The 25558-nt window shown below is 62.6% G+C and carries 25 protein-coding genes; 6 read left to right on the top strand and 19 right to left on the bottom strand.

The genetic code is table 11. From position 1 onward, the window contains the following. Positions 1-31: 31 nt before the first annotated feature. A complete protein-coding gene (locus tag N2599_RS06790) occupies positions 32-1072 on the top strand; it encodes a LacI family transcriptional regulator (protein ID WP_027513267.1) in 1041 nt (346 codons plus the stop codon). A gap of 326 nt (positions 1073-1398) precedes the next feature. Here the strand turns inward: N2599_RS06790 and gnd are convergent, their stop codons facing one another. Beyond that, positions 1399-2850: an NADP-dependent phosphogluconate dehydrogenase gene (gnd, locus tag N2599_RS06785; RefSeq protein WP_198521611.1), complete on the bottom strand. Its 1452-nt coding sequence runs from the start codon at positions 2848-2850 to the stop codon at positions 1399-1401. A 157-nt stretch (positions 2851-3007) separates the two neighbouring features. On the opposite strand from gnd, the gene N2599_RS06780 reads away from it, so the two are divergent. Together N2599_RS06780 and N2599_RS06775 are read left to right on the top strand one after the other, a co-directional pair. Continuing rightward, on the top strand, positions 3008-3406 hold the full coding sequence (locus N2599_RS06780) for an SRPBCC family protein (RefSeq protein ID WP_027513269.1): 399 nt from the start codon (positions 3008-3010) through the stop codon (positions 3404-3406). Between the two features lie 3 nt (positions 3407-3409). After that, on the top strand, positions 3410-3766 hold the full coding sequence (locus tag N2599_RS06775) for a VOC family protein (RefSeq protein WP_027513270.1): 357 nt from the start codon (positions 3410-3412) through the stop codon (positions 3764-3766). Between the two features lie 80 nt (positions 3767-3846). Here N2599_RS06775 and N2599_RS06770 read toward each other — a convergent pair whose 3' ends face one another. The 10 genes from N2599_RS06770 to N2599_RS06725 all read right to left on the bottom strand — a co-directional run bounded on the left by N2599_RS06770 (position 3847) and on the right by N2599_RS06725 (position 12250). Further along, complete coding sequence (locus N2599_RS06770; RefSeq protein ID WP_027513271.1) at positions 3847-4428, bottom strand: dienelactone hydrolase family protein; 582 nt, start codon at positions 4426-4428, stop codon at positions 3847-3849. 139 nt (positions 4429-4567) lie between these two features. Further along, the gene (locus tag N2599_RS06765) at positions 4568-5281 is read right to left on the bottom strand and encodes a PAS domain-containing protein (RefSeq protein ID WP_051336820.1); all 714 of its coding nucleotides are present in this window, start codon (positions 5279-5281) and stop codon (positions 4568-4570) included. A gap of 189 nt (positions 5282-5470) precedes the next feature. After that, positions 5471-6406 (bottom strand): lipid A biosynthesis lauroyl acyltransferase, encoded by a 936-nt coding sequence (locus tag N2599_RS06760; RefSeq protein ID WP_027513272.1) that lies wholly within the window; start codon positions 6404-6406, stop codon positions 5471-5473. Between the two features lie 4 nt (positions 6407-6410). Continuing rightward, the gene (locus tag N2599_RS06755; RefSeq protein ID WP_027513273.1) at positions 6411-7439 is read right to left on the bottom strand and encodes a zinc-binding dehydrogenase; all 1029 of its coding nucleotides are present in this window, start codon (positions 7437-7439) and stop codon (positions 6411-6413) included. A 55-nt stretch (positions 7440-7494) separates the two neighbouring features. Next, complete coding sequence (locus N2599_RS06750) at positions 7495-8781, bottom strand: beta-ketoacyl-ACP synthase (protein WP_027513274.1); 1287 nt, start codon at positions 8779-8781, stop codon at positions 7495-7497. A gap of 11 nt (positions 8782-8792) precedes the next feature. Continuing rightward, positions 8793-9998, bottom strand: coding sequence for a beta-ketoacyl-ACP synthase (locus N2599_RS06745; RefSeq protein ID WP_027513275.1), 1206 nt, complete (start codon positions 9996-9998; stop codon positions 8793-8795). Further along, positions 9995-10477, bottom strand: a complete 483-nt coding sequence (locus N2599_RS06740) for a 3-hydroxyacyl-ACP dehydratase FabZ family protein (RefSeq protein WP_027513276.1) — start codon at positions 10475-10477, stop codon at positions 9995-9997. Before N2599_RS06740 ends, N2599_RS06745 begins: the two co-directional genes overlap by 4 nt. A 114-nt stretch (positions 10478-10591) precedes the next feature. After that, on the bottom strand, positions 10592-10909 hold the full coding sequence (locus N2599_RS06735; RefSeq protein ID WP_087002718.1) for an acyl carrier protein: 318 nt from the start codon (positions 10907-10909) through the stop codon (positions 10592-10594). A gap of 242 nt (positions 10910-11151) precedes the next feature. Beyond that, on the bottom strand, positions 11152-11472 hold the full coding sequence (locus N2599_RS06730; RefSeq protein WP_375714118.1) for a hypothetical protein: 321 nt from the start codon (positions 11470-11472) through the stop codon (positions 11152-11154). Next, the gene (locus N2599_RS06725) at positions 11414-12250 is read right to left on the bottom strand and encodes a DUF899 domain-containing protein (RefSeq protein WP_051336821.1); all 837 of its coding nucleotides are present in this window, start codon (positions 12248-12250) and stop codon (positions 11414-11416) included. The genes N2599_RS06730 and N2599_RS06725 overlap by 59 nt, the downstream gene beginning before the upstream one ends. 121 nt (positions 12251-12371) lie before the next feature. Here N2599_RS06725 and N2599_RS06720 point away from each other — a divergent pair, with 121 nt between their 5' ends. Together N2599_RS06720 and N2599_RS06715 are read left to right on the top strand one after the other, a co-directional pair. After that, positions 12372-13592, top strand: a complete 1221-nt coding sequence (locus N2599_RS06720; protein ID WP_027513279.1) for a hypothetical protein — start codon at positions 12372-12374, stop codon at positions 13590-13592. 42 nt (positions 13593-13634) lie between these two features. Further along, entirely contained in the window at positions 13635-14264 is a 630-nt protein-coding gene (locus N2599_RS06715) for a Vgb family protein (protein ID WP_027513280.1), read from the top strand. 79 nt (positions 14265-14343) lie between these two features. Here the strand turns inward: N2599_RS06715 and cbiB are convergent, their stop codons facing one another. From cbiB to N2599_RS06685, 6 genes are all read right to left on the bottom strand, one after another. Beyond that, positions 14344-15324: an adenosylcobinamide-phosphate synthase CbiB gene (gene cbiB, locus N2599_RS06710; protein WP_027513281.1), complete on the bottom strand. Its 981-nt coding sequence runs from the start codon at positions 15322-15324 to the stop codon at positions 14344-14346. Beyond that, positions 15321-16322, bottom strand: a complete 1002-nt coding sequence (gene cobD / locus N2599_RS06705; RefSeq protein ID WP_027513282.1) for a threonine-phosphate decarboxylase CobD — start codon at positions 16320-16322, stop codon at positions 15321-15323. The genes cbiB and cobD overlap by 4 nt, the downstream gene beginning before the upstream one ends. After that, positions 16319-17626 carry a cobyrinic acid a,c-diamide synthase CobB gene (locus N2599_RS06700; protein WP_027513283.1) on the bottom strand — a complete coding sequence of 436 codons (1308 nt, stop codon included), beginning with the start codon at positions 17624-17626 and terminating at the stop codon, positions 16319-16321. Before N2599_RS06700 ends, cobD begins: the two co-directional genes overlap by 4 nt. Next, positions 17623-18465 (bottom strand): uroporphyrinogen-III C-methyltransferase, encoded by an 843-nt coding sequence (gene cobA / locus N2599_RS06695; protein ID WP_027513284.1) that lies wholly within the window; start codon positions 18463-18465, stop codon positions 17623-17625. The genes N2599_RS06700 and cobA overlap by 4 nt, the downstream gene beginning before the upstream one ends. 155 nt (positions 18466-18620) lie before the next feature. Then, positions 18621-19571: a nucleoside hydrolase gene (locus N2599_RS06690; RefSeq protein ID WP_027513285.1), complete on the bottom strand. Its 951-nt coding sequence runs from the start codon at positions 19569-19571 to the stop codon at positions 18621-18623. A 70-nt stretch (positions 19572-19641) separates the two neighbouring features. Then, the gene (locus N2599_RS06685; RefSeq protein ID WP_027513286.1) at positions 19642-20061 is read right to left on the bottom strand and encodes a cobalamin biosynthesis protein; all 420 of its coding nucleotides are present in this window, start codon (positions 20059-20061) and stop codon (positions 19642-19644) included. Positions 20062-20162: 101 nt separating this feature from the next. On the opposite strand from N2599_RS06685, the gene N2599_RS06680 reads away from it, so the two are divergent. Next, complete coding sequence (locus N2599_RS06680; RefSeq protein WP_027513287.1) at positions 20163-20975, top strand: TSUP family transporter; 813 nt, start codon at positions 20163-20165, stop codon at positions 20973-20975. 7 nt (positions 20976-20982) lie between these two features. Here N2599_RS06680 and cobO read toward each other — a convergent pair whose 3' ends face one another. After that, a complete protein-coding gene (cobO, locus tag N2599_RS06675) occupies positions 20983-21615 on the bottom strand; it encodes a cob(I)yrinic acid a,c-diamide adenosyltransferase (RefSeq protein ID WP_027513288.1) in 633 nt (210 codons plus the stop codon). Between the two features lie 14 nt (positions 21616-21629). Further along, positions 21630-25556, bottom strand: coding sequence for a cobaltochelatase subunit CobN (gene cobN, locus N2599_RS06670; protein ID WP_027513289.1), 3927 nt, complete (start codon positions 25554-25556; stop codon positions 21630-21632). Positions 25557-25558 lie beyond the last annotated feature (2 nt).

Below are 25558 nucleotides of genomic sequence, written 5' to 3'. Positions count from 1 at the left end.
GACCAAAATCGCGCGAAGGTGACCTAAAGGGATGGAAAACAAGGGAAATTCGGGAGGAGCGGCAGCCGCTATCCAGCGCGAGCGGCCGACGCTGAAGACGATCGCCTTCATGACGGGCCTAGGCATTACCACCGTTTCGCGGGCCCTCAAGGACGCACCGGATATTGGCGCGGAGACCAAGGAGCGCGTGCGCATGGTGGCGCGCCAGCTCGGTTACCAGCCGAACCGCGCCGGCGTGCGCCTCAGAACCGGCAAGACCAACGTCATCGCGCTCGTCCTTTCCATCGATGAAGAGATCATGGGTTTCTCAAGCCAGATGGTCTTCGGCATCTCCGAAGTGCTGACCGGCACGCCCTACCACATCGTGGTGACGCCCCACTCGCACAGCAACGACCCGATGGCGCCGGTGCGCTATATCCTCGATACAGGCTCTGCCGACGGCGTCATAATTTCCCGCATCGAGCCCGACGATCCGCGCGTTCGGTTGCTCGCCGAACAGAACATGCCCTTCGCGACCCACGGCCGGACGGATGCCGGGCTGGTTCACCCCTATCATGATTTCGACAACGAAGCCTTCGCGCACGAGGCGGTGAAGAGGCTCGTCGAGCGCGGCCGCCGGCGCATCGCCCTGCTCCAGCCGGCGAGCAAGCTCACCTACTATGCTCATACGAGAATCGGCTTCCAGACGGGTCTTCACGACTATGGCGCGGAGGAAGTTCCCCTGCGCGTCAACACCGATACGCCGTTGGAAGAGGTCAAGAACGCAGTCGAAACGATGATGCGCTCGCTTAACCCACCCGACGGGATTGTCTGTTCGGCCGGAAGTGCGGCCATTGCCGTCAACGCCGGCATCGAGGCGGCAAGTAAGCGCGTCGGCTACGATGTCGATATGGTCTCCAAGCAGTCAGCGCCGATCTTGAACTGGATCAGGCCGGAGATCATCACCGCCAATGAAGACGTTCGCCACGCCGGCCGCGAACTGGCCAAGGCCGTCATCGCCCGCATCGACGGCATCGAGCCGGAACTGCTGCAAAGCATCAGCAAACCGGTCTGGCCGAATGATCGCAGATAGGCTGCGCATGCCTCACTACGGTTCGCAACCGCTCTCTCGATGTTTTATGCGCCTGTTATGATCATTTCAGGTGCAGAGGGCATCGCACCTGGTCTTAAAGTGAGCGCCGCACAAGCAAACTCCGCCCACAAAGGCAGCTTACTGACTATTTCCGGATTGCGGGCATTACGTGCCGCTGGAGAGGCCCAAACGTCTAAATGAAATCCTGCGAGATGTCATATCCGCTCAGGGTGGCCCTCTATAATTCAAAGAGCATTTTCGCCGCTGAGGCCGGACAGAATTCGGAGTTCTGCGTCCGGCTTCAGCGTGAGCGAGTATATTCCGCCTCAGAACGTCGAAGCACCGCTGCCCCAGGGGCCGTGGTGGAAATCCTTGCCGTCGAGGCGGTCGAAGCCGTGGGCGCCGAAAAAGTCGCGCTGGGCCTGGATGAGGTTTGCGGTGCCGCGGCCCTGGCGGTAGGCGTCGAAATAGGTGAGCGCCGAGGTGAGCGCCGGGACCGGCAGACCTGCCTGCAAGGCTGCCGCAACGACGCGGCGGAGCGACGGGATCGACTCCTTGACCATTTCCGAGAAGGCAGGCGTGACGACGAGGTTCGCGGCATCCGGGGCCTTGGTGAAGGCCGAGGTGATCTCGTCCAGGAACTGCGAGCGGATGATGCAGCCGGCGCGCCAGATCTTGGCGATCACCGGCATCGGCAGCGACCAATTGAACTCGCGGGAAGCTTCGGCCATCACCGCAAAGCCCTGCGCATAGGCGCCGATCTTGGCGGCAAAGAGCGCCAGTTCAAGGTCCTTGTCGAGGTCCGGACCGTAAGCGATCGGGAACTCGTATTTCGGCCTGCCGAAGATACTCTCGGCGGCTTCGCGCTGGTCTTTCATCGACGAAATGCTGCGGGCCGCAACGGCAGCCTCGATGGCGGTCGCCGGAATGCCCATGTTCTGCGCTTCGATCGCCGACCACTTGCCGGTGCCCTTCTGGCCGGCCTTGTCGAGGATCATGTCGACCATCGGGCCGCCCGACACGGGATCGGCCGCGGCCAGCACCTTTTCGGAAATCTCGATGAGATAGGAGTTCAGGCGGCCCTTGTTCCATTCGCCGAAGATCTTGCTGATCTCGCCGGCGCTCTTACCCAAGCCGTCGCGCAGGATGCCGTAGATTTCGGCGATCATCTGCATGTCGGCATATTCGATACCGTTGTGGATTGTCTTGACGAAGTGGCCGGCGCCGTCGTTGCCTAGCCAGGCGACGCAGGGATCGCCGTTGTACTTGGCGGCGATCGAAGTCAGCACCTTTTCGACGCGCTTCCAAGAATCCTCTGTGCCTCCGACCATGATCGACGGGCCGTGGCGGGCGCCTTCCTCACCGCCGGAAACACCCATGCCGATGAAGGTGAGGTCCGTATCCTTGAGGCGGTCGAACCGGGCGATGGTATCGCGGAAATTGGCGTTACCGGCGTCGATCATGATGTCGCCCTTGGAAAGATGGGGGCGAAGCGCTTCCATCTGCTGGTCGACGGCGTCGCCGGCCTTGATCATGATGATGATCGGGCGCGGCGGGCGGATCGCATCGACGAATTCCTCGATGGTCTTGCAGGGAATGATCTGCTTCTTGAGATCACCGGCGCTTTCGTAGAACTCGTCTGTCTTTTCGGGAGTGCGGTTGAAGACTGCGATCTTGTTGCCTTTTTCCGCGATGTTGAGCGCCAGGTTGGAACCCATGACGGCAAGGCCGATCAGCCCGATTTCTGCCTTTTCCACGATACACCTCCGATGAGTCATTTTGGACCGGTGTTGTGGCATTCTCCAGGTAAAACGGCAAGTCTGGGAGGGCGCCAATCAGTTCGGCAGCGCGCAGTTCGAAAGCACAACGGCCGTTTCCTTCAACGCCGCGTTCCTGTCTGCTATTATCGTCTGCGGAGACACTAAGGAAAATCCGATGAGCACCCTGCCCGCCAAAATCGTCCACTGCTCGATCAGCCGGCACTGGAAGGACGTCTACGACTTTGCCGGCAAGCCGGAGAATATGCCGCTCTGGGCCTCGGGGCTGGCCTCCGGCCTCGAACCGGAAGGAAGCGACTGGGTCGCTTACGGCCCTCTCGGAACTGTGCGCGTGAGCTTCGTTCCGCACAACGAGTTCGGCGTCATCGACCATACGGTCACGATCGAAAGTGGACTGCGGGTTTACAACGCGCTGCGGATCGTGCCGAACGGCGACGGTTGTGAGGTAATGTTCACGCTGTTGAAACGGCCGGGCATGACGGACGAGCAGTTCGCAGAGGATGCGGCCCATGTGCAGAGGGATCTCGGCGCCTTGAAATCACTGATGGAGAAATAACCGATGGAAAAGAGCGCAAACGACCTGAAGATCGACTACATCGAATTCACCGTCGCCGACATAGAGGCGGCTAAGGACTTCTACGGCAGTGCATTCGGTTGGAGTTTCACCGACTACGGCTCCAGCTATTGCGAATTCAACGACGGCCGCCTGGCGGGCGGCTTCACCAATATCCAACCACCGCGCCCCGGTGGCGGTCCGCTTGTGATCCTTTACGCCGACAAACTCGAGGAAGCCCTGGACAAGGTCGAACGTGCCGGAGGCACGATCGCAAAGCCGATCGCCGATTTTCCGGGCGGGCGGCGCTTTCATTTCCTCGATAAGGACGGCTATGAGTTGGCCGTGTGGAGCAAGTCTTAGGGTAAGAAGCCAGCACTGAAAATCCGGCGCTTGGTACAACGCTTCCGGTTGCGCCTCAGCCAAGCCCTCGCCAGTACGGGTTAGACACGGTTCAAGAACTCAATCACCCGTCGGGTAAGCAGCGCAGTGGCATCCGCATCGTACGACGGCAGCGAGCTGTCGGCAAAGTAGTGCTGGTCGCCATCGTACAGGAAAAGCTCAGCATCGGCCACCTTCTCCACGATCTCGCGGGCGGCGTCGATGTCGCCTTCGCCGACGAAGATCGGGTCATTGTCCATGCCATGAATTTGGACCGGGACGCCATCCGGCCAGGGTCCGAAGGCCCACTCGCCGCTAATCGGGAGGCAGGAATATAAGAGCAGGGCTCCGCGGGCTCCGGGCCGTGACTGCGCGAGCTTCTGCGCCGGCAGCACGCCGAATGAGAACCCTGCGTATACGAGCTCGGGGGGCAGTTCGTCCGCGACGCGGACGCCTTTCTCCCGCATGTCGTCGAACCCGATATCGCCGATGTATGCGACGCCCTCGTCGATGTTTCGGAAGGTGCGTCCGTCAAACAGGTCCGGCGTGTGCACCGTGTGCCCGGCGATCCGCAAGTCGTCAGCGAACGCACGCACACCGGCGGTCAGCCCCTGTGCGTGATGGAACAGTAGAACCTCGGCCATGGGGAAGCTCCAAATCGGACGCGAATTCCAATAGTAATAGCGAATCTGGGCGCGGATCAGCAAGCGTAGGATGCAGACATCTGACGTGCATCGAACCGGTATTCCAGCTCGGGGGCAACAAACGCCAGATTTTTTGCGACTAAGCCGCAATCGTCGAAATCGCGCCGGCATCGGCAGCTTCCAGAACGACGAGCGCGCCCAAAACCTGCCCGGACAGGTCGCGCAACGGCGACATGCGGCAACGCGTGGCCTTGGTTTCTCCGCGCTGGGCGTAGTTGTATTCGACATGCTGCCCCGCAAAACAGGCATCGAAATTGGCCTTCGCCTGCGTCAGGAACAGTTCCTCGCCGATGAACTCCATCACATGGCGGCCGATCATCTCGATCGGCTTTCGTCCGAGATATGCACAGTTCACCGGATTGGAATAAAGATAGCGGTAGTCGCGCGTGAGCACAGCGACGCGATCCGGCAAGGTCTCCAAGATCGCCGAATTCAAAAAATTGCCGTTGTCGACATTGGGCACATAGGCCTTCGGCGCAGGCAGCGGCCATTCCGGGGGTGGCGCAAACTCCGGACGCGGCGACGCACCGAAGTAACGCTCCAAAAGAGATGTGAGAACAGCTGCGTAATGGCTGACGCTGGCCGCATCGTCTGCTTCCTGCTGCAGCAGATAGCCGACAAACTGAAGCTGCATGTACATCTCCATCAGGTTGACTGCCTCGTGGCCCACAATTGCCTGGACCAAACGATCGATTCCACCGTCAAGGGTTGCAACACGCACATCATCCCCGAGACGAATCGCCTCGTCGATCTGCGAGCAGCGTAACGAAAAAGCCTGCAAAAGTTCGAGCAAGGCGCCTCCATGTCCCTCATTCTTCAGAGGGATTCATATTCTCCCCGCTTTTACGGAATTCAACGCAGACGACATTAATATGAATTCCGCTACTCGCCCTAGTAGCGATGGGTAACATGAACAGCGTTCACATTCAACGCGAACGACACATGGGTTTTAGTAGATAAGATATGAGAGGCTGGCGCCTCTTCACTTCAACAATTCGTGCTTTATCTTCCAGCGGTCGTGGTACCAGAGCCATTGGGCTGGATATTCCCGCACCCAGCTTTCGACCTTGTCATTCAACAACTGCGCAGTCGCCGTCACGTCGAGATTGCCCTTTTCGTCACGCGGCATGTCCAGCTTCGGCTCGATCTCCAGCCGGTAGCGATTGCCGGGAAGCCGGATGCAGCGCGCAGGATAAACCTCGCAGTTGAACTGACGGACGAGTTTCGGCAACAAGGGGTTCGTTTTCACGTCCAGGCCGAAGAAGGTGGTCTTCAAGCCCTTGCGGAACTTCTGGTCGACGAGTACGCCGACGCCCTGCCCGGCTTCGAGCTGACGCGCCAGCGCAAAGGACGAGCCGGCATGCGACGGCACGAGCTTGCCCATGCGGGCGCTGCGGAAATCAAAGACCTTCTGGGCGACATAAGGATTGTTCGGCGGACGGAAGAGAACCGTCACATGCAGGCCGAAGGCAGCGCCGCCGACGGGCAGAAGTTCGAAATTGCCTGTGTGGGCCGTAAAGACGATGAACGGCCGGGGATTGTCCCGCAGGTCGAGGAAGATCGGGATGCCAGAGACCTCCACCCTGCCTGGCTCGGTTCTTTCCGGATCGAAATCGAACAGCCGGTCGAGAAAGACGTATTCGGCGGCGAGCCTGCCCATATTGCCCCAGCTTGCGAAGGCGGTCTCTTCTATTTCCGCATCGCTCTTTTCGGGAAAGGCGTTTTTCAGATTGTAGAGCATCAGCTTGTGACGCGGCGTGTACGGGCCGATCTTGCGGGTCAGCCAATCAGCAAACCGGATCGCACCATCAGCCGGAAACAGCTTCAGGAAATTCATGAAGCCGAAAGCAGCCTGAGCGATCAGCCATTGCCGGAAATGCTCGAGCTTCAGAACGATCCGGGTGAGGAAGAGCTTCACCGGTTCAGTCCATCTTCAGGATGATCTTGCCGAAGATCTGCCGGGATTCCATCCGCTCAAGCGCGCGGTCGATATCGTCGAAGCCGACTTCGGTATCGATGACCGGATGAACGAGGCCGCGGCCCATCTTCTGCATGGCGTTTGCCATGTTCTCCATGCGGCAGCCGAAGGAGCCGAGCAGCTTCAGCTGCTGCTGGAAGAGCATCATCAGGTTCATGTCGGTGGAAACGCCCGACGTCGAGCCGCAGGTGACGAGGCGGCCGCCGCGCTTCATGCACAGCATCGAGCCGGCCCAGGTATCCTTGCCCACGTGTTCGAAGACGACATCAACGCCCTTCTTTTTCGTGAGCTTGCGCACGACGCCCTCGAAGCGATCGGTGCGGTAGTTGATGACGTGATCGGCGCCGAGTGCCTTCGCCCTCTCGATCTTGTCGTCCGAGCCGACCGTGGTGATGATTGTGCAGCCGATCTTCTTAGCGAGCTGGATGGCAGCCGTGCCGATGCCTGAACCGCCGGCATGGACGAGAATCGTCTCACCGGGTTCGAGCTTGGCATTGTCGAAAAGCATATGCTCGACCGTGCCGAAGGTGACAGGTGCCAGAGCCGCGCCTATGGCATCGACGCCGGGAGGGGCCGGAACGAGCAGGCGGGCAGGAAGGTTCACCTTCTCCTGCGCGAAACCGTCGAGATGGAAACCGTGAACGCCCGAGACGTGTTCGCAGAGATTGTCGCGGCCTTCGCGGCACGGACGGCAGAGGCCGCAGGTGCGCGCGCCGTAGATCGCAACGAGCTGGCCGGGCAGGACATTCGCAACACCAGGACCAATGGCCTCCACGACGCCTGAAGCCTCCGCTCCGATGACGAGCGGCATCTTGCGCTTTGCAAATGCCATGCCGCGCCAGCCCCAGACATCAATATGGTTGAGGGCGACGGCCTTGACGCGCAGCGTCACCTCGCCGGCAGCCGGAGCATCCGGTTCCGGCAGGTCGGTGATCTCAAGCTTACGGTCGTCGACCAATTGCAAAGCGCGCATACGAAAACCTCTCGCCTTGAAGGCGGTTTATCTCTCTTGTTTTGTCGGCAACCGCTTAAGCCGGTTCGAGCGCCATGACAAGGCTGGCGTTCTGTCCGCCGAAGCCGAAGGAGTTCGAAAGCACGGCTGAAACCTGCTGTTCGCGCTTCTTGTTGGGCACGACATCGAGAACGATCGTCGGATCCGGGTTGTTGTAGTTGATCGTCGGTGGCAGCGTGCCTGTGAGCATGGTCTGCAGCGAGAAAACCGCTTCGACCGCGCCGGCCGCCGTCAGCGTATGGCCGATCATCGACTTGTTGGACGACAGCGGAATGGAGGCCATCCGCTCGCCGAAGACGGCAAGCATGGAGCCGTACTCCATCTTGTCGTTTTCCGGCGTCGACGTGCCATGCGCGTTGATGTAGCCGATGCCGCTTTCATCGATGCCCGCATCGGCAAGTGCTGCACGGATCGTCGCGATCGCCGGGCCGCCGTCGGGCGACGAACGGGTGCGGTGGAAGGAGTCGGCTTTTTCGCCGGCGCCCTTCATGATCCCGAGCACCTTGGCGCCGCGCGCGACTGCCGCTTCCAGCGATTCAAGGACCAGCGTTGCTGCACCTTCGGCGATGACGAAACCGTCGCGATCCTTGCTGAAGGGCTTGGAAGCCTTGGTCGGCGGATCGTTCTGCGTCGACAACGCGGACAGCAGCGAGAAGCGGATGAGTGCTTCAGCGCTCAGCGACCCGTCGGTGGCAACGGCAAGGGCGCGATCGGTCCGGCCCTGACGGATCGCCTCGATGCCGAGCTGGATCGCCGTCGCGCCTGAGGCGCAGGCGGTCGACAGCGTGACCGGCAGCCCGCGCGTACCGAAACGGTCGGCCAGACGCTCGGAGATCGCGCCGAACAATGCCGCTTCATGGAAGGCCGCATCCGTCCGCTGGCGCATCGCGGCGAGGAACCGCTCGTAGGCGTCACCCGGATGACCGGACGGCGGCGAGCGGTCGGCGAGATCGAAGCGGGCGCTCCATTCCGGCTCGATCGGCGGCGCAGCAAGGAAGAGCGGACCGTTGAAATCGCCGGAGATGCCGGCATCGGTGAGCGCTTCGATCGTCGTTTCGCGCGCAAAGGCATAGGAGCGCTCGACGGCGTTCCGCACCGGGATGTCGATGAAATCGACAGTGCCGGCGATGCGGGTCGAGAGTCCGTCGGTCGGAAAGCGCGTGATGCCGTGGATCCCGGAGGTGCCGGAGGTCAGCGCGGCCCAGTTGTCCTTGAGACCCTGCCCGAGCGAGGTGATGATGCCCATACCCGTGACCGCGACGATCGGCCGGCCGAGATGATCCTTGTAAGTCGCTTCTGTCATATGATCACTCCTCACGCATCCGCGGAAAGAACGGCGACACCCTCGCCGCGCTGGTGGCCGATCGTGGTCACGACTGCGGCCGTGGTACCAGCACTCATCGGCTTTTCATGGGCAGCGTCGAAAGGCGGCACCTTCGCCTTGCTGTCGACGGCGAGTGCCGCAAAAGCAAGGCCAAGGGTAAACTGCGCTTCGATGGCATGGCCGGACACGCCGCTGAAGCCGCGGACGGCCGCACCCGGAAGCTGATGCTCCAGGACAACCTTCTCGCGCTCTGCCAGGTCATGCATGCCGGTCGAGCCCGAGAAGATCGCAGTCGTTTCCGGCGCAAGCGCCTTGGCCGGCTGTAGCAGGCGCTCGAGACGGGCCTCGAGGTTACCGGCGTTCCGACTGCCGCGGTCGCCTTCGATGGAATCGATCGTCGCGTAGATATGCGCGCCCCGCGCCTCCGCATGCTCACGCGATTCCAGAATGAGAAACGACCCGGCCGTACCGAGGATCATGCCGCCGCCTTCACTATCCTTGCGCGACCAAAGCGGCGCCCATTTGCCCTGCAGGTGGGCGCCGATCGCTTCGGGCAGCAGGATCATGTCCTGCCGCTCGGCGGCAAAGGCGCCGCCGACGAGTGCGTGCGAGGATTCACCCGACTTGATCCGGTGGAACGCGGTTTCGACGGCGGAGATGCCGGCAGCCTCCTCGCCCATGAAGGTGCGCGAGGAGCCGGTGACCTTGTGGACGATCGAGATATTGCCGGCGAGCAGGTTGGAAAGCTGCGCCAGGAAGAGCGTCGGGCGCAGTTCCGTGGTCAGCTTCTCGTTGAGCAAGAGCTCGCGATCATTGCGCTTCAGGCCTTCGTCGACGATCAGCGTATCGACATTGATGTCACGCTCGCCGCCACCGGCCGCCACGATCATGTCCATCGTGCCGCAGGCTTCCGCATTCTCCTTGAAGCCCGCGTCATCGAGCGCCAGGCCGGCGGCAAAGACGCCGATGCGCTGCCAGTTCTCCATCTGCCGCTGATCGCCACGCTTGGCGATCTGCTGCGACCAGTCGATTTCCGGCAGCGGATGCACCGGATAGGGCTTGAACTTCTCCGTCTCGACGATCGGCTCCGGCGCCCGGCCTGCCGTCAAAAGCGCGACATGCGCATCCTTGCCGACGCCCTGACAGGTGACGATACCGACGCCGGTGATGACGACATCATTTTGAGCCTTGCTCATCCCTTTACTCCCTGCGCGGCGATCGCATCCATCAAACCAACCTCGCCCGCACGCTTCTTCACGATATCGCCGAGCGGAACCTCGCTGAAAGGCATGGTGCGCAGCTTCAATTGCGCATCGCAGACCTTCTTGCCGCCGCTCGTGATCTTTGCCCTGGTCACGGCAAAACCGGACCCGTCATGCTCCAGAAACGCCTCGATGTCGAGAACTGCCTCGGGTTCGACAAAGGTGCGCATTTTGGCGCCGTCGACCGACATCAGGAATGGCATCGCGGCAAAATCGGTCGCGGCCAGCACCAGCATGCCGGAAGCCTGCGCCATGGTTTCGATGAGAAGCACGCCCGGAACGAGCGGCATCCCCGGAAAATGGCCTTCGAAGACGGGGCTTTTCGCCGGCACGACGGAACGCGCCTTGAGCACACCCTTTTCGAGGTCGACCGCTTCCACGCGGTCAATCATCTGGAAATATTCCAGCAGCATCGGATCCTCCGGCCCGGCAGGGAAGAGAGCGCCGGATACGCCTAGTTAGGAACAAAACCGCCCGGCCGCTACGGTTCGCAGAGGCAGGGCGGAGAAAAAAGATAGCTGTGTCGTTCAGGCCTTGGCGGCGCGAAGCTCATCGATCTTGGCACAGAGGTTCTTCAGCACGAAATATTCCTCGGTGGAAACCTTGCCCTCGTTGACTTCCTGCGTCCACTTTTCGAGCGGGATCTTGATGCCGAATTCCTTGTCGATGGCGAAAACGATATCGAGGAAATCGAGGCTGTCGATACCAAGGTCGTCGATCGTATGGCTCTCCGGCGTGATCGTCTCGCGATCGATCTCGCTGGTTTCTGCAATGATGTCGGCAACTTTATCGAATGTAGCGGTCACGCACTGTACCTCTTTGAATGACGAATTTATCCCCCTCATAGGCAAATCCATTTCAAAAGCCAATGCTTTCGCACAATCTGCTTTCAAATTTGACGGACAACTGTTGCCGAAACAGCAGTCCGGGGCAAGGCCCGGAACGTCGATCCGGCAGCCTTGCCCGCGATATTCGGCAGCAGATGCCACCAGTTGATTGCGCCGCAGGTCGCTTTAATACCGATCATGCCGGCGTAGTCACTCCGCCGTGAATTTGAGGCCATGCTTGCCGCGAGGCAAGCATCAGATCAAGACCGGCGCGCGCCGCCTCGCCGGCTGGAGATCAGCTTCAGCCACGACGCCAAATGGAACGCGCTCATGAGCAAGTACATCGGGACCATTCCGGTCAGCGGTGATGCATCGGCTGCGGCAGAGCAGATCATGTCCGCACCGCCGGAGACCCCTGTCAGCAGCGCCATGACCGCGAAGGTCGGGGCCGCCGCAAGGGATAGCCAATCGGCGGCACCGAGGGCGGCCAGGTTGCCGCTTCCGCCGGAGGTGGCCGCAGTTTCACGCTGAGCAGCAATCATGGTTTTGAACCTCCCGGCGAACTTGCTTGCCGTACTCATCGTTGTGGCGCCACCAGACGCCATGCTCGTTGCGCCCCTTGGGCGCACGGTCGAGCCACTGGTACATGCCCCACAGGCCGTCCAATCCGCGCGCATAACTGGAATAGGTGTGGTAGACGATGCCGTCTTCGAGCACGAACGCGCTGAGACCAGGCCTGTCGCGCGTATAAGTGGGAACGTCGGTTCCGGTCATGGCCGCGATCTGCGCGACCGGCCCTTCACTGCCGCGCAACTGCCATTCCTGAACGGTCTTTCCGGCGAGCGGCTCGGGTGCCGGCGCTTCACGGCGGAAGTTGTATTCAATGTTGCCCTCACGCTGCTCCTCCTCGGTGAACCAGACGCTGAAGTCACGGTTGAAGTCGCCGCCGTTCGACGACGCCCAGGGAAAGCTCCAGCCCATCCGCTGCTTGAACGCCTGCAGCTTTGCGAGGGGCGCGCGCGAGACCGCCGAGAAGGCGACGTCGTGGTTCTCAAGATGGACGACGATGCCGTTGAACCCATCGGCGATCGAAGAGCAGGACGGGCATCCGGCTGTATAGTCGGGGCCGAACATGAAGTGGTAGACGAGAAGCTGCGAGCGCCCGCCGAAAAGGTCCGCCAGCGAGGCGCTTCCTTCGCCGATTTCGAACCGGTAGTCCTTGTCGATCCGGACCCGGGGCAATTCCTGACGGCGCAGCGCCAAAGCGTCGCTGCGCCGCGTCAATTCCTTCTCATCCTCAAGCAGGTCGAGCCGTGCCGACAACCACTCTTCGCGTGTTCCGGTTACGTGTGCCGTCATTGTTCTTCTCCTTTGGTTGTTTGTCGCCGTCCATTTTCGGTGCGGCGTGTTGCTTGCTGGTCGTGAATAGACTAGGGCCGGTTATCGACATGGTGGGAGTTACAAGTGTGACGGGATTCCGATGGACTCGCTGATCACTGCTGCGGCACGCGCCCTCGCGGCGGGCGATCCCCTCGGCGCACTGAAGCGGGTCGCCCTCCGTGACGACGCGCCGGCGCTTGCGCTCAGAGGCATCGCGATGGCGCAGCTCGGCGATCTCGACCGGGCCAAGGCTCTGCTCAAGAGTGCGGCGCGCGCCTTCGGTCCGAGAGAAGCTATGGCCCGCGCGAGGTGCGTCGTCGCCGAGGCCGAGATCGCGCTCGTCTCGCGAGACCTGACCTGGCCGGCGAAGGCGCTCGACGCCGCGCGGGCGACACTTGAAGCACACGGCGACCATATCAACGCCGCGCATGCCAGCAATCTCGAGGTCCGGCGGCTGCTCCTGATCGGCCGCCTCGACGAAGCTCAGCGCATTCTCGCAGGCCTCGATCCCACGTCGCTCCCGCCTGCTTCGAGGGTCGCCCATGAGTTGGTAGCCGCGGGGATCGCGATCCGGCGCCTGCAGACGAAGGAGGCGCGGGCCGCGCTCGTTCGTGCCGAACACGCCGCACGCGAAGCGGCTATCCCGGCGCTGAGCGCGGAGGTCGAAAGAGCGTCCCTCCTCCTGATAACGCCGGCGGCACGCCTGATTTCGCGTGGCGAGGAACGTCCGCTCCTGCTCGATGAGGTCGAAACGCTCCTGGCGTCGGAGGCGCTCGTCGTGGATGCGTGCCGCCGCGTCGTGTGGAACGCAGGCGTGGCGGTCTCGCTCGCCACACGCCCGGTCTTGTTCGCGCTTGCCCGCGCGCTCAGCGAAGCCTGGCCCGGGGACGTGTCGAGGGGCACGCTTCTCGCTCGCACGTTCCGGGCAAAGCATGCCGATGAATCGCATCGCGCGCGGCTGAGGGTGGAAATCGGCCGGCTGCGCGCTGAGCTTCGGGCGCTGGCAGATGTTAGGGCAACGAAGCGAGGCTTCGCGCTGGCACCGCGTCATACCCGCGAGATCGTCGTGCTGGTGCCGCCCATCGAAGAGCAGCATGCGGCGGTGCTCGCCTTTCTCGCCGATGGCGAGTCGTGGTCGAGCTCGGCACTCGCCATTGCGCTTGGAGCAAGTCCTCGCACCGTGCAAAGGGCGCTTGAGCAGCTTGCGGCAGCAGGCAAGGTGCAGTCTTATGGCCGCGGACGGGCGCGCCGCTGGATGACCCCGCCTGTGCCGGGATTCCCGACAATCTTGTTACTCCCCGGTCCGCTGCCGGGTAATTAAGGTCAGGGCCTGAGTTGAAACCTGAAATGACAGGGTGGAATCATGAAAAGATCCGCAGCTGAAATCCTCCGTGAATATGGACCCTTTCCGGGTGCCGAGGACGTGGCCGGCGTCACCTTCGATGGCCAGCACGTCTGGTTTGCCTCCGGAGACAAACTGAACGCCCTCGACCCCGGGAGTGGAGAGATGGTGCGCTCCATTGATGTTGCCGCGCACGCAGGGACGGCCTTCGACGGCGAGCACCTGTTTCAGATCGCTGAGGATAGAATCCAGAAGATCGACCCGAAGACCGGCCGCGTGCTCGCCACGATACCGGCACCCGGCGGCGGCGACTCCGGGCTTGCTTGGGCCGAGGGGACGCTCTGGGTGGGGCAGTACCGGGACCGGAAAATCCATCAGATCGATCCGCAAACGGGCGCTATTCTTCGCACCATCGATTCCAACCGCTTCGTCACCGGCGTCACCTGGGTCGACGGCGAGCTCTGGCACGCCACCTGGGAAGCCGACGAAAGCGAGGTGAGGCATATCGATCCGGAAACGGGCAAGGTTCTGGAGAGCGTCGAAATGCCGCCTGGAATGGGCATTTCAGGGCTCGAGTCGAACGGCAGCGATCAATTCTACTGCGGCGGCGGACGAAGCGGGAAAGTGCGGGCCATTCGCCGTCCCACCTGAGGATCGGCGGCCGGCAGCGGCACCGAAGCATCCGCCGGCTCCACAAACAGGTAGTCGAAGCGGCCTTGCGGAACCGCCGTCAGAGCAGAACAGCGAATGCCAGAAACACCGTGATCGCCAGTATCATGCAGCTCGCATTGAAGACCGCAACGCCGTCCTCGACATCCTTGACGGTCGCGGTGCCGCGGCCTGCGCCATTGATCATCGGTTCGCTGACGACGATACCGGAATAGACGCGCGGGCCCGCCAGTTGAACATCGAGCGCACCGGCCATCGCCGCCTCGGGCCGGCCGGAATTCGGCGAGCGATGCAGACCGCCGTCGCGGATCGCAACCCGCAAGGCCTCACGGCTGGCGTTTGCACCACGCCGAAGCCAGGCGCCCGCGGCAATCAGCAGGATGGTAAGACGCGCCGCGGGCCAGTTCGCCAAGTCATCTAGGCGGGCAGAAGCCCAGCCGAAATCGACATACTTGTCCGACTTATGGCCGATCATCGAGTCCGCGGTATTCAGCATCTTGTAGATGAACAGGCCGGGCAGGCCGAGGACGGCATACCAGAGCGCCGGCGCAACGACGCCGTCGGAGAAATTCTCGGCGAGGCTTTCGATCGCCGCGCGGCAGACCCCTGGCTCGTCCAGTGTTTCCGGATCGCGGCCGACAATGCGGGAGACGGCCCTGCGTCCGCCGACTATACCCTCGCCGCGCAAGCCTTCTGCTACCGCGGAGACATGATCCGTTAGGCTCTTCTGCGCCAGGAAGACCGCGACGCAGACAACCTCGAGCAGAATGCCGACAAAGCCGAACAGGCCGAAGAACCAGTGCAGCACGAGTCCGGCGACGGCGCTGAATGCGAGCAGGACAGTGATCGACACCGTGCCGTTCAGCCGCCGCTCGGCCTTCGTCAGCGTCTCGCGGTTGAACTGCCGGTCGAAATGCGAAATCGCCTTTCCAAAAATGACTACGGGATGCGGCAGCCGCGACCACAGCCAATCCGGGTCGCCGACGATCCGGTCCAAAAGGAGCGCCAGCAAAAGCACGAGGAGATTTTCGTCGATCGTCATCCGTCAAAACTTTCCAAAGCGGCCGCAAGCCTGTTGTCTGCAGCAGAATCGGGCGCGAGGCCGAAACGCAGCCATTCCGGCGCATAGTCGAACTTGCGGACAAGAATATGGTGGCGGCAGAGATGCAGATGAATGCCGCCGGCGCGGCTGTCTTCGACAAGCGCGAAGAGCGGCGTACCGCCAGCTATTTTCAAACCGGCACTTTTTAGCGCGTCCCGCAAGGCATCCTGGCGCTCGGCGATTCGGCGGATGATGGGAGTGCTATCCGACCGCAGCAAGGACGCGGCAATCGACAGCGCCGGGCCGGACACGGCCCAGGGACCAAGCCAATCCTCGAAACGCTCGCGGATATCGCTTGCCGCTACAACGAAGCCGAGCCGTAGACCTGCGAACCCGAAGAATTTTCCGAACGAACGGAAGATGATGAGATTTGAAAGCCGGGATGCCAGCGGCACGAGACTCAAATTCGGCTCGGCATCGCCGAAGGCTTCGTCGACGATGAGATAACCGCCCTGCCCTTTGAGCCGTTCATGCAGAGCGGCCAGTTCGTCCGGCCGATGGCTTCGGCCGTCGGGATTGTTCGGACTGACGACGACGGCAAGCGCATGCCGGTCATCGACAGCGCCGATCCCATTGACCGCATCAACGACAAAGCCCGCCGACCGGAACGCCTTTTCGTATTCGCCATAGGTCGGCGAGAGAATCGCGACGCGCCTGCCGGGCTCGACCAGCCGCGGCAGAAGCTGGATGACGGACTGCGTGCCGGGAACAGGCAGCGGCAGGAGGTCGCCGCTGCGGTAATAGTCGCGGGCAGCGGCAACGGCGGATTGCACCAGATGCTCATCCGGCAGGCGATGCCAGGATTCCGCCGGGATGTCCGGCAGCGCGGCCGGGCTTGGATTGATGCCGGTCGAAAGATCAAGCCAATCCTCCGGCCTTCCGCCGAAGGCAGCGGCAGCGGCCGTGATCCCGCCGCCATGCATGATCGGAGCGCTCATGCAGTCGCTCCGGCAAGGTCGATCAGATGCATGTAGGAGCCAGCGATTTGGCCGCGGCGAAGGCCGGCCTTGCCGAGATCGATGTCCAGCGCGTCACTCACATAGAAAAGCCGGTCGGCCTCACCTTCCCGAACAACAGTGGAGTAATGATACTCATGGGCCGTCATGGCATGATCGAAAAGTGCCCCGTCGACGGGCTGAACGCGACGATAGCCGAGATGCCGGCTGCGCTCTTCATAGCTGGTGACGAGCGGCAGAAGGCCGAGCATGTCGTGCCGTGCGCCGCCGGCATCGATCAATCCTTCGCCAAGGACCATGTAGCCGCCGCACTCGCCGTAAATGCGCGTGCCGCGTCCCGCAGCCTCGATCATCCCCCGGCGGAAATTCTGCGCGCCTGCGATCTCTCCGGCATGCAGTTCCGGATAGCCGCCCGGCAGGTAGATCGCGTCGGCATCGGCGGCGGGTGCTTCGTCGGCCAGCGGCGAGAAGAAGGAGATCGTTGCCCCGCGCCGCCGCCAGCCGAGCAGCATATGTTCGTAGGAAAAGGCGAAGGCGATGTCGCGGGCAACGGCAATCCGGCTTCCGAGCGGGGCCAGCCGATGGATGTTCGCCGCCGAGGGGACGTTGAGGCCTTGCCGCGCGATGCGCAGAAGAAATTCGAAATTGCATTCGGCCGAGACTGCCTTGGCGGCGTGCTCGATAAAGGCTTCCAGCCCCTGATGCTCGCCAGCCTGGACGAGGCCGAGATGCCGCTCGGGAAGCGCCAGCGTCTTGTCGCTGCGGATGACCGCGATGACCGGCATGCGGATGGCATCGAGGGCCTGGCGCAGCATCGTCTCGTGTCGCTCGCTGCCCACCTTGTTGAGAATGACGCCCGCGATCCGCACATCGGCGCGGAAACCCGCAAAGCCGCTGACGAGCGGCGCGACCGAATGCGACATGCGCGAGGCGTCGACGACGAGCACGACGGATAGACGGAGCATGGCGGCGAGATCGGCCGCTGTCCCCTTGCCATCGGCGGCACCGTCGAAGAGGCCCATCATCGCCTCGATGACGAGAATGCGATCGCCCGACCGGTGCAGCGCGGCATTGGCGGAAATCAGCTCGGGCCGCATGGCCCAGGCATCGAAATTCAGGCAGGGCGTGCCGCTGGCGGCGGCGTGAAAGGCAGGGTCGATATAATCCGGGCCCGCCTTTCCGGGAGCGATCGCGACGCCACGGTTGCGAAGCGCCCGAAGCAGGCCGAGTGTGATCGTAGTCTTGCCGGAGCCGGAGGACGGCGCAGCGATCAGCAATCCGCTCATGCCGTCACCTTTCCTTCCGTGCGGCGAAACGGATCGGGCTCAAGCCTGCGGCCTGCGAGCGCGCCCAACCAATCGAGCGACGCGCGCAGTCTCACGACCTCGCCGACGACGACAATCGCAGGCGGCTCAAGGCCCGAGGCTATGATGGCCGCCGGTGCCTCGCCAAGCGTCGTTTCCAGAACCTGCTGTCCGCTGGTTGCCGCATTGCAGACGAAGGCGACCGGCTCCGACGCCTTGCGGCCCGCAGCGATCAGGTTGGTGCTGATCTGGGCGATATGTTTCATCGCCATATAGATGACGATCACCGGCGAACCGCGGCCGATCGCCTCCCAGTTGATCGCATCCGGCACGATGCCGGAAGAATCATGGCCGGTGAGGAACGTGACCGCATGGTTGATGTCGCGATGAGTGACCGGAATACCCGCATAAGCAAGCCCGCCGATGCCGGCCGTGATTCCCGGCACGATCCGGAACGGGATGTTGTGCTCGACCAGCGTCAGTGCCTCTTCGCCACCGCGGCCGAAAACGAAGGGATCGCCGCCCTTCAGCCTGAGAACGCGCTTGCCGGAGCGCGCGAGTTCGACCAGGCGAAGCGAGATGTCCCGCTGCTTCGCGGAAGGCTTGCCGCCCCGTTTGCCGGCATATTCGAGAACGGTGTCATCCCGCGCGAGCTTCAGACATTCCTCGTCCACCAGCGCATCGTGGACGATCACATCGGCTTCCGCCATCGCCTTGGCGGCAAGCAGCGTCAGGAGGCCAGGATCGCCCGGCCCGGCGCCGACGAGCCAGACGCTGCCCGGCTCCAGCGCCGGCAGATGTGAGAACGCGTTTTCGATCATTCAGGTGATCTATGCCCGGCTGCAGGCAAGGTCAACGGCGAGGACAACTCGCGACTGCAGGTTGCCGGATGGAATCCTACTCAATTCTTAGCCATCCCATTGATTAGACTCGGCAAGAACGGACCGGCAGAAGCCGTCGGCCGGTCCGTATTTCCTCAGACGCGCAGCAGCGTCTCACGAATGAGGTCGTTGACCTTTTCCGATTCGACGCCGGTGCAGACGATCTGGCTCGGCAGGCCGTCCCACTTTCCCGGCGGGAAACGGCGGCCATCCGGCTTGACGATCGTCTGACCGTCGGCAATGCCGCCGCAGACGACCCGAACGGAGCCGGTGATGGTCGTGAAGAGTTCCGGCGCCACGACATAGACGCAGGCGCAGCTGTCATGCACCATCATGCCGTCATCAACCGCATGCGTGTAGAAATCGATGTAGAACTGCGAGAGGTCGTTCAGCATCTTCACGGCCTTGTCGCCCTTTGCAGCGGCAGCGGCGAGATAGCTCCGGCTCATGGTCGTGATCGAGGTCACGTCGAGGCCGACGACGGTCACCTCCCACGGCGCGGTCAAGACGATATCGGCAGCTTCGGGATCGCCGTGAATATTGGCTTCCGCGACCGGGGAGACATTGCCCGCCACATAGAAATTGCCGCCCATGATGACGACGGCTTTCACGAGCTTGGCGATTTCCGGATCGTCCTTGAGCGCCAGCGCAAGGTTCGTCATGCGGCCGACGGCAACGAGCGTCACTTCCCCCGGATTGGCGCGCACCGTGTCGATGATGAATCGGTAGGCCGGGCGCGGATCAAGCGGCAGATCCACCGTTTCCGGTACTTCGATATTGCCGAGACCGTTGTCGCCGTGAACCAAAGTTGGCCAGCCAATTTCCTCGCGCGAAGGATCGATCGTGATACTAGCACCCTTGGCAACAGGTGCCGGGATATTCCATTCGCGCTTCAGAAACAGCGCGTTGCGCGTCGTCGCTTTGATCGAGGCATTGCCGAAGATGGTCGTGATGCCGATCAGATCGATGTCCGGATGACGATGCAGGAAAAGGAGCGCCATGGCGTCATCGACGCCCGGGTCCGTGTCATAAATGACCTTGTGCATGAGATTTCCTTTTTATGCTGTCCGCTGCCGTCCAAGGGACGACTAGCGAAATGGGGCACCATAACGCCCGTTATTCTTTCTGCAACCGCATGCGGGCGATCGCCGCGGTTGCATGCGCGGATTTGATCTTGGGCACCGCGAGCTCCGCCACCTGGCCGGCAGCAGCAAGCGCAGCGGATTCAGCAACGCCGTGGCAGCCGATGCGGGCAAAGACAATATCGGATGGATTCTTAAGGCGTGGCGTCTCCTCCTCAAGGCGTGCGGCGCTGAAAAACAGCATCGGCAAGCTGAGGTGTCTGGCGGCTTCAAGAATAGCAGGTTCCCCGGCCCGGCCGTCGATCGACGCGATGGCGGCGAGTTCACCGGGCGCCAGACCGGCCAGCCGCAACGCCTCGGCCGCAAGCGCCATGACCTCATCGGCCGGCGTGCCGCGCTCGCAACCGAGGCCGAGGACGTGGCGGCGTGAAATATCGAACGTGATTTCGGTCATTAGCCCGTTTTGAAAGACTGCATGCGTATCCTGCCAGCCATTGCAGCCGGAGACCGGAAATGCAACATGGCGCGGACTTCAATCGCGCCTTCGAGTTCGCCTTGTCCGATATCGCTCCCCATCTGCTTCTTCTCCTTTGCCTCGCTGGCTTCTTCGCCGGCTTCGTTGATGCCATCGCGGGCGGCGGCGGGCTCATCACCGTCCCGGCGATGCTGATCGCCGGGATTCCACCGCTCCAGGCACTCGGCACGAATAAGGTGCAATCCGTTTTCGGAGCAGCATCCGCCACCATCGCCTATGCGCGGAAAGGCCATGTGAACCTTCGCAAACAACTGCCGATGGCCATGATGGCGGCGATGGGCGGAGCGCTCGGCGCGGCTTTTGCGACGATCGTGCCCGGCGATGTCCTGCGCGCCATCATGCCGGTGCTGCTTATCGCGATCGCGCTCTATTTCGCCTTCAAGCCGAACCTCAACGACCTCGATAAGCACCGCCGTATCACCCCCTTCGTCTTCGGCATGACCTTCGTGCCGCTGATCGGCTTCTACGACGGCGTTTTCGGCCCCGGCACGGGCTCCTTCTTCATGCTGTCCTTCGTGACGCTTGCAGGCTTCGGCATGCTGAAGGCAACGGCGCATACCAAGCTTCTGAACCTCGGCTCGAACATCGGCGCACTCATCGTCTTCGCCTCCTTCGGCGCAACGCTCTGGACGATCGGGCTCATGATGGGTGTCTGCCAGTTCCTCGGCGCCCAGGTTGGCTCACGGCTTGCGATGCGCACCGGCGCCAGGCTCATCAAGCCGCTGCTTGTGACGGTCTGCATTGCGTTCACGATCAAGCTCCTGTCCGATCCGACGAACCCCCTTCGCCTGTGGAGCCTGGCTATGACCGTCGATTACCTGCCGGGTCATTGACCCGCCGTCAGAACTCCACGCCGGGCTGTCCCTTGATGCCGGAGCGGAACGGATGCTTGATCAGTTCCATCTCCGTGACAAGGTCGGCGATCTCGATCAACTCGTCCTTGGCGTTCCGGCCGGTCAGCACGACGTGCGTCATGTGGGGTTTTTCGGCCTTGAGAAATGCGATGACCTCGTTCACGTCGAGATAGTCGTAGCGGAGCGCGATGTTGATCTCATCGAGCAGCACCATGGAGTTGCGCTCGTCGCGGATCAACTCCTTCGCCTTTTCCCAGGCAGCAGCGGCGGCGGCCATATCGCGGGCGCGGTCCTGTGTTTCCCAGGTGAAGCCCTCGCCCATTGTGTGGAACTGGCAGACGTCGGAGAAATGCTTCTCGATCAGGTCGCGCTCGCCGGTCCACATCGCGCCCTTGATGAACTGCACGACGGCCGACGGCTTGCGGTGGGCGATATGGCGGAAGATCATGCCGAAGGCCGCGGACGATTTGCCCTTGCCCTTTCCAGTGTGGACGATGATCAGACCCTTCTCGTCCGTCTTCGTCGCCATGATCTTGTCGCGCGCGGCCTTCTTTCTAGCCATCTTTTCGGCGTGACGTGCATCGTCCTTCTGGCCGGGTTCCACTGGTTCTTCGCTCATTGTTCTTCCCTGGTTTATACCGTTTCTGCGTGACGTGACGGCGCGAGATCGAAGCGCGCCGAATTGCTGCGCGGCGTCCAGAGCCTGCGCTCGATCGCTTCGAGCAGCCGCTCCTTCATTTCCCTTAAAGCCGCCGGGTTCTTTTCCGCCATGAAATCGCGGACTTTCGGATCGGCGACGAAGGCCTGGTAGACGGCTTCGAAATGATGGTCTCCGACGACCCCCGTCGTTGCCGCGAAGGCAAAGAGGTAATCGACGGTCGCGACGATCTCGAAGGCGCCCTTGTAGCCATGGCGCATAACGCCATCGATCCACTTCGGATTGACGGCACGCCCGCGCACGACGCGGCCGATCTCCTCTTCCAGCGAGCGGATCACCGGCTTTTCCGGCCGCGAGTGATCGTTGTGGTAGATCGCGGGACGCGTCCCACCCAATTGCTCTGCGGCCGCCGCCATGCCGCCTTCGAACTGGTAGTAGTCGTCGCTGTCGAGCAGGTCGTGCTCGCGGTTGTCCTGATTCTGCACCACGGCCTGGATGGAGCGCAGGCGCTCCTCGAAGACACCGCGTTCGGCCTTGCCTTCGTCTGCCGCGCCATAGGCGTAGCTGCCCCAGACGAGATAGGCTTCCGCCAGGTCGGCGCGACGCTCCCAGCCCTTTTCGTCGATCAGCGCCTGCAGGCCCGCGCCATAGGCGCCGGGTTTGGAGCCGAAGATGCGGTACCCGGCGCGCTTCTGCGCGGATGCCTCGTCGAGCCCGGCTGCGGCGAGCCGCGCAGCCTCGCCGCGCATGCGAGCGGCAATCGGGTTGTCGGCGGCATCTTCATCCAGCGCGCCGACGGCGCGGATTGCCCGGTCGAACAAGGCGATCTGTTCCGGAAAGGCATCGCGGAAGAAGCCGGAGACGCGCAGCGTCACGTCGACCCGTGGGCGCCGCAGCAGCGCCGGCGGAATGATCTCGTAGCCGGTGACGCGCCGCGAGGTCATGTCCCAGAGCGGCTTGACGCCGATCAGCGCCAGCGCCTGGGCGATATCGTCTCCGCCGGTGCGCATATTCGAGGTTCCCCAGGCCGTCAGACCGAAGGAGACCGGCCATTCGCCGTGATCCTGAGCGTAGCGGCGAACGAGCAATTCGGCCGATTTCTTGCCGAGTTCGTAGGCCGCAGGCGTGGGGACGGCGCGGCTGTCGACCGAATAAAAGTTCCGTCCCGTCGGCAGCACATCTGGCCGGCCGCGCGTCGGCGCGCCGGAGGGGCCTGGCGCGACGAACCGGCCGTCGAGACCGCGCAGAAAGCCCGCGATTTCGGCCTTGCCGCAAGCTAGGATCGAGGGCTTCAGGCGGTTTTCGATCTCGGAGAGCACCGCGCGCGTGGCGGCCCAGTCCAGCGGGCATGGAAGTTCGCCGGAAACCAGCTTTGCGGCAAGCAGTTCGATGCGCTCGACAGTGTCGCCGCTGGTGCGCCAGGGGGTGTTGGAAGTCTCTGCCAACTGCGATGGCCGCGGACCGAGCCAGGGCGCCGACATATCGCAGTCTAGTGGATCGAAATGTGGAGCGTGGGGCTTATCCCCCTCCGCTGCAAACGCATCCGCCGCAATCGCCCGCTGCAAACTCTGATCTCCGCCCTCGCCCAAACCACGCGGGACGCGCGCCAGTGCCACCGTGAGATCAATCAGCAACCGGCCTTCCGGCGCGACGCCGAAGATGTGCAGGCCGTCGCGGATCTGCATTTCCTTGAGGTCGCAGAGATAGGCGTCGAGCTTCTTCAGCGCCTCATCCTCGGTCTCGCCCTTAGCGATCCCGGCATCCTGGTCGAGGCCGATGTCGGCGACGAGATCGAGGATCTGCTTGCTGAGCAGCCGGATTCGTCGCGGATCGCTGCCGGAGGCTTCGTAATATTCGTCGACCAGCGCTTCCAGGTCCTTGAGAGGACCGTAGCTTTCGGCCCGCGTCAGCGGCGGCGTCAGGTGGTCGATAATGACGGCGCTCGCGCGGCGCTTGGCCTGTGTGCCCTCGCCCGGATCGTTGACGATGAAGGGATAGAGATGCGGGAGCGGGCCGAGGATTGCCTCGGGATAGCATTCCGCAGACAGCGCCAGCGCCTTTCCCGGCAACCATTCCAGATTGCCGTGCTTGCCCATATGGATCACGGCATCAGCGCCGAACTCCTCACGGAGAAAGGCATAAAAGGCAAGATAGCCATGCGGCGGCACGAGGTCCGGCGAATGGTAGCTTTCCTTCGGGTCGATGTTGTAGCCGCGTGCAGGCTGAATGCCGATGAGGACATTACCGAAACGCGTGAAAGGCAGGGCGAAACCGCCATCCGTGAAATACGGATCGGATGCCGGATCGCCCCAGCGGGCGGTAACTTCGTCCTGAACCTTTTTCGGAAGAGACGCGAGGAACAATTTGTATCCGCTCAATGAAAGCGTCTCGCGGATCACCCTTCCATCGCGTCCGGAGTTGGTCGGCCCGTCGGCGAGGTGCCGCATCAGCGCATCGCCATCGGCCGGGAAATAGGAAACCGTGTAACCCGCATCCCGCATCGCCTCCAGCACCTCGATGGTGCTGGCCGGCGTATCGAGACCGACGCCGTTGCCGAGGCGCCCGTCGCGGTTCGGATAATTCGCAAGCACCAACGCGATGCGGCGGTCCGCAACTTGCCTGCTTCGCAGACACGCCCAGTTGGCGGCGAGTTTCGCCGTGTAACGCATACGATCGGCATCCGGCTCGCTGGCGACGATATTGGCTTCAACGGCCGCGTCGTAACGGGCGGCGGATTTGAACGAAACGGCGCGCGCCAGCACGCGGCCATCGACCTCGGGCAGCGCAACGTTCATGCCGAGATCGCGGGCGGAAAGACCTTGGGACGACAAGGCCCATGCTTCCTTGGACGAAGCGGAGAAAATCGCCTGGAGAACGACGGCGCCGTTGGATTCTAGGACCGTTGCCGCGCGATCGGCGCCGGGCGCGGAGACGGCAAAGCCGGTCGTGTTGATCACCACGTCAGGCGGCGCTTCTGTTAAGATGCGTTCGAGAATGCCGGTCGATACCGGGTCCTTGAGGCTATAGGCGAAGACGGGCAGAGGACGCAGGCCTTCCGCCGCCAGCGCTTCGATGAGCGCTTCGATGGGGGCCGTTTCACCGCTCTGGACGAGGGCGCGGTAGAAGCTGATGGCGACGGTCGGGAGTTCGCCGGAACTTCCCTTCCCCCCAAGGGGGAGAAGGTGGCCCGAAGGGTCGGATGAAGGGGAAGCACGGCAATCGCCAGCATCACCTTCGCGGCCCTGTTCGCTCCTTGCGTCGCTCACGCCCCTCATTTGCCCTGAAGGGCATCTTCTCCCCGCTGGAGAGAAGATGGAGGCTGCGGCGGCCTTCCACTCCTCAATCCCAATCACACCTCTGCCCGGCCACCAGATGCCGGCCTTCATCAACGGCGCTGCCGCGCCCGGCTTCCCGTCACCGGCAAGCATCGCCGCGGCATAATCGAGAAAGCCCCGCGAATTCCCGTCGCCGCCTTCGACCAGATAGGACCAGAGCGCATTCAGATCATCGAGCGGCACATTCGAAAAAGGCGCCAATCCCGCATCCGGCTTGGAATCCCCGGGCAGCACCGCGATCAGCGCGTCATGCCGCGCAGCGCAGGTGTGCAGCGCCTCCAGCGCGTAGTGGAAATAGCTCGCGCCCCCAAGCGCCCGGACGATGATCAGCTTGGCATGCCGCGCAGTCCGCTCGATATAGGCATCGACGGACATCGGGTGCTTGAGGCTCATAAGGCTGGCGAGCCGGAGCGAAAAAGGCCTGCCGCCTTGTGCGTGAGCCGCGGCGATCGCCGAAAGCTCCGTGTCCGCTGCGGACAAGAACAGGATATCGCCCGGCGATTGGCCGAGGTCGATCGCCTCCTCGCCATCGCTGATCGTTCCTTTCTGGGCAAGAAGCAGATGCATGG

Source organism: Rhizobium sullae (genome assembly GCF_025200715.1).
GTDB lineage: Bacteria > Pseudomonadota > Alphaproteobacteria > Rhizobiales > Rhizobiaceae > Rhizobium > Rhizobium sullae.
This window is presented reverse-complemented; position numbering and strand designations above follow the sequence as displayed.